The organism is Pseudomonas sp. PA-4-8C, assembly GCF_021606625.1.
In the GTDB taxonomy this organism is placed as follows: Bacteria; Pseudomonadota; Gammaproteobacteria; order Pseudomonadales; family Pseudomonadaceae; genus Aquipseudomonas; species Aquipseudomonas lactis.
Genome location: NZ_WKCD01000379.1, coordinates 1 through 4212, shown reverse-complemented (window position 1 = coordinate 4212; position 4212 = coordinate 1). Strand labels below are relative to the sequence as shown.

General features: G+C 61.6%; 4 protein-coding genes. 2 read left to right on the top strand and 2 right to left on the bottom strand.

The features are described from left to right. The coding region (locus GIW04_RS28510) for a LysR family transcriptional regulator (RefSeq protein ID WP_236479444.1) at positions 1–283 on the bottom strand (283 nt) is incomplete at its 3' end. Between the two features lie 128 nt (positions 284–411). On the opposite strand from GIW04_RS28510, the gene GIW04_RS28505 reads away from it, so the two are divergent. Both GIW04_RS28505 and GIW04_RS28500 read left to right on the top strand, forming a co-directional pair. Continuing rightward, entirely contained in the window at positions 412–2079 is a 1668-nt protein-coding gene (locus GIW04_RS28505) for a GMC family oxidoreductase (RefSeq protein WP_094775521.1), read from the top strand. An 82-nt stretch (positions 2080–2161) separates the two neighbouring features. Continuing rightward, on the top strand, positions 2162–3784 hold the full coding sequence (locus tag GIW04_RS28500; RefSeq protein ID WP_116667364.1) for an MFS transporter: 1623 nt from the start codon (positions 2162–2164) through the stop codon (positions 3782–3784). Positions 3785–3981: 197 nt separating this feature from the next. Here GIW04_RS28500 and GIW04_RS28490 read toward each other — a convergent pair. Next, the coding region (locus GIW04_RS28490; protein ID WP_236479446.1) for a hypothetical protein at positions 3982–4212 on the bottom strand (231 nt) is incomplete at its 5' end.

Genomic DNA, 4212 nt, shown 5'->3' with positions numbered 1-4212 from the left:
GGCGAATCTTGCCCAGGGGCGCAGCAGAATGGGTGAGCTCGTCTTCGGCCAACAGTGCCACGTTCTCCATGGCCTCCGCATGTTTGAGCAGCGCTTCGCCGGCAGGCGTCAGTTCATAGCCCTGGGCATGTTGCACGAACAACGCCGTGCCGAGGCTTTTCTCGATGGCGTCGATATGCCGGGCCACGGTGGCATGCGTGGTTTTCAGGCGTTGGGCGGCGGTGAGCAGGCGGCCACTGCGCTGCAACTCGAGAAAAAACCGCAGGTCATTCCAGTCGAACATATCGCCTCCAGTGCCCGGGCCAGCCGCCGTTGTTTAAAAACGCACAGCGGGTGGGTAAAAACTAACATTTTTAAGACGAAAACTAACAACTAGGATGGGGCCAATAAGAAAAACAAGCGAGACCCCAGATGCCCAATGCAACTGCTGAATACGATTACATCGTCGTCGGCGCCGGCCCTGCCGGATGCCTGCTGGCCAATCGTCTGTCCGCCAACCCGGCTCACCGTGTCCTGCTGCTGGAAGCCGGTGGCCGCGACAACTACCCCTGGATCCATATCCCCGTCGGCTACCTGTTCTGCATCGGCAACCCACGCACCGACTGGTGCTTCAAGACCGAATCCCAAGCCGGCCTGCAAGGGCGCGCCTTGAGCTACCCCCGGGGCAAAGTGCTGGGCGGCTGCTCGTCTATCAACGGCATGATCTATATGCGCGGCCAGGCTCAGGACTACGATGGCTGGGCGGCGGCGGGCAACGCGGGCTGGGCCTGGAAAGACGTACTGCCGCTGTTCAAACAGAGCGAAAACCATTTTGCCGGCGGCTCTGAATTCCACAACGAGGGCGGCGAGTGGCGCGTCGAGCAACAGCGCCTGTCGTGGCCGATCCTCGATGCGTTTCGTGAGGCGGCTGCCCAAAGCGGCATCGCCAATATCAATGACTTCAACCAGGGCGATAACGAGGGTTGCGGTTACTTCCAGGTCAACCAGAAAGCCGGTGTGCGCTGGAATGCGGCCAAGGCGTTTCTCAAGCCGATCCGCCAGCGGCCTAACCTCACCGTGCTGACGGAGGTAGAGGTTGAGCGTGTGCTGCTGGAAAACGGTCGTGCCTCGCAGGTACTGGGGCGCCAACACGGCCAGGCACTGATCTGGAAAGCGCGCAAAGAGATCGTACTGTGCGCCGGCTCGGTGGGTTCGCCGGGCATTCTGCAACGTTCAGGGATCGGCCCTTCCCAGGTGCTCAAGCCCCTGGGTATCGACGTGGTGCATGAACTGCCAGGCGTTGGCGGCAACCTGCAAGATCACCTGCAACTGCGCCTGATCTACAAGCTGGAAAATGCCCGCACCCTGAACCAGATCGCCGGCACATTGTGGGGCAAGATGGGCATGGGCCTGCGCTACCTGTACGACCGTAGCGGCCCGCTGTCGATGGCGCCCAGCCAGCTCGGCGCGTTTGCCCGCTCCGGCCCGGAGCAGACCTCTGCCAACCTGCAATACCATGTGCAACCACTGTCCCTGGAGCGCTTTGGCGAACCATTGCACGGCTTCCCGGCATTTACCGCGTCGGTCTGCGACCTGCGCCCGCAAAGCCGTGGCCGGGTGGATATTCGTTCGGCCAACCCGGCGGACGCCCCCTTGATACAACCCAATTACCTCAGCCACCCCGAAGACTTACGCGTCGCCGCCGACGCCATTCGCCTGACCCGGCGCATCGTCGCCGCTCCGGCCCTGAGCCAGTTCAAACCGGTGGAATACCTGCCCGGCCAAGACCTGCAAACTGAAGAACAACTGCACGAAGCCGCCGCACGGATCGGCACCACGATTTTCCATCCGGTGGGCACCTGCCGCATGGGCGATGACAAGGACGCGGTGGTCGACAGCCAACTGCGCGTACACGGCATCCCCGGCCTGCGCATTGCCGATGCGTCGATCATGCCGCGCATCACCTCCGGCAATACCTGCTCACCCACGCTGATGATCGCGGAAAAAGCCGCGCAGCTCATCCTGTCACCCAACACTGTAGGCGCGAGCTTACTCGCGAAAAACCCACCAGCACCGCGCACTACAGGGCACCCCGCGTAATCGTTGACGTTGAAAAAATAGCGGCGCTGAGGTTGGCGCCGACAGTGGAACAACAATAAATAATCACTGTGAGGGACACCCGATGTCAGAACATGCTCAACCCCTGGGCTCAGCGGCCAGTGCAAGTACCGCCAACGAATCAAGAAAGGTCATCTTCGCCTCCTCCCTGGGGACGGTGTTCGAGTGGTATGACTTTTTCCTCTACGGCGCCCTGGCGGCGGTGATCAGCAAGCAATTCTTTGCCGGGGTCAACGACACCACGGCGTTTATCTTTGCCTTGATGGCCTTTGCCGCAGGCTTTGTGGTGCGGCCATTCGGTGCGCTGGTGTTCGGCCGCCTGGGCGATATGATCGGGCGCAAGTACACCTTCCTCGTGACCATCATCCTGATGGGCGTGGCAACCTTCTGCGTCGGGTTGCTGCCGACCTACGCCAGCATCGGCATTGCCGCACCGATCATCCTCATTGTGCTGCGCATGCTGCAGGGCCTGGCACTGGGCGGCGAGTACGGAGGTGCCGCTACCTACGTGGCCGAGCATGCCCCACCGGGCAAGCGCGGGCTGCACACCAGCTGGATTCAATCCACCGCCACCCTCGGCCTGCTGCTGTCGCTGCTGGTGGTGCTGGCCTGCCGTTACTTCACCGGCGATCAGTTCGAAGTGTGGGGCTGGCGCATTCCGTTCCTGTTTTCCATCGTGCTGCTGGGCATCTCGACCTGGATCCGCATGAGCCTGCACGAATCGCCCGCCTTCTTGAAAATGAAAGAGGAAGGCAAGGCCTGCAAGGCGCCGATTCGCGAGTCCTTCGGCAAATGGGAAAACCTCAAGGTGGTGCTGATCGCCCTGTTCAGCATCAACGGCGGGCAGGCGGTGACCTTCTACGCGGCGCAGTTTTATGTGCTGTTCTTCCTCACCCAGTTCCTGCGCATGGACCCGGCCCTGGCCAATATGCTGTTGATTATCAGCGTGGTGATTGGCGCGCCGTTCTTTATCCTGTTTGGCTGGCTATCGGACAAGGTCGGGCGCAAGCCGGTGCTGATGCTCGGCCTGCTGCTGGCGACCGCGCTGTACTTCCCGATCTTCAAAGGCCTGGCGCACTACACCAACCCCGCAATGGACCAGGCCAGCCAACAGGCGCCGATCACCGTACTGGCCGACCCGGCCACCTGCACCTTCCAGTTCGACCCAGTGGGCAAGGCCCGTTTTGACAGCCCCTGCGACAAGGTCAAGACCTTCCTGGTCAAACAGGGACTGCCCTACAGCAGCGTCGCCGCCCCTGCGGGCAGCCCGGTGCAAGTGAGCGTCGGCGATGTGCGCATCGACGGTTTTGATGAAGCGGCCCTGCGTGGCGCCGTGGCCCTGGCCGGTTATCCGTCTTCGGCAGATGCGGCCCAGGTCAACAAGCTGATGGTGGTGGTGCTGATCGTGGTGCTGATCTTCATCGCCGCCATGTGCTACGGGCCGTTGGCGGCGCTGATGGTGGAGCTGTTTCCGACGCGCATCCGCTACACCTCGATGTCCCTGCCCTACCACATCGGTAACGGCTGGTTTGGCGGGTTCCTGCCGACGGTGTCGTTCGCCCTGGTGGTGTACACCGGCGATATCTTCTACGGGTTGTGGTACCCGGTGGTGGTGACGGGGGTGAGCCTGATCGTCGGGCTGTTCTGCCTTAAAGAAACCCGACATGTGGATATCGAAAACAACTGATACCTCCCCCCTGCAGGAGCGAGCTTGCTCGCGAAGAACCTGAGAGCAACGCGGGGCACCAGGCGCCCCGCGTCATCGTTAACGACCTTCGCGAGCAAGCTCGCTCCTACAGCGGTGTGCAGTGCTCACACAAATTGCTGTACATCCATACAGATAATGGTTGCTCAAATCCGTTCAAATAAGCATCCTGCAAGGCATCAACCTGATCTGATGTGATGACCATGCGGCTGTACCTCTGTGAAAAACCCTCCCAGGCCAAGGATATCGCGGCCGTGCTCGGCGCCAGCCGCCGTGGCGATGGGTGCTGGCTGGGTCATGGAGTCACGGTCACCTGGTGCATCGGCCACTGGCGGTCGCTTATACACATCGGGCGCGGCCGACGAAGGCAGACGAGTGTAGGAGTTGGCGGATGTCGCGGTCGTGGCGCG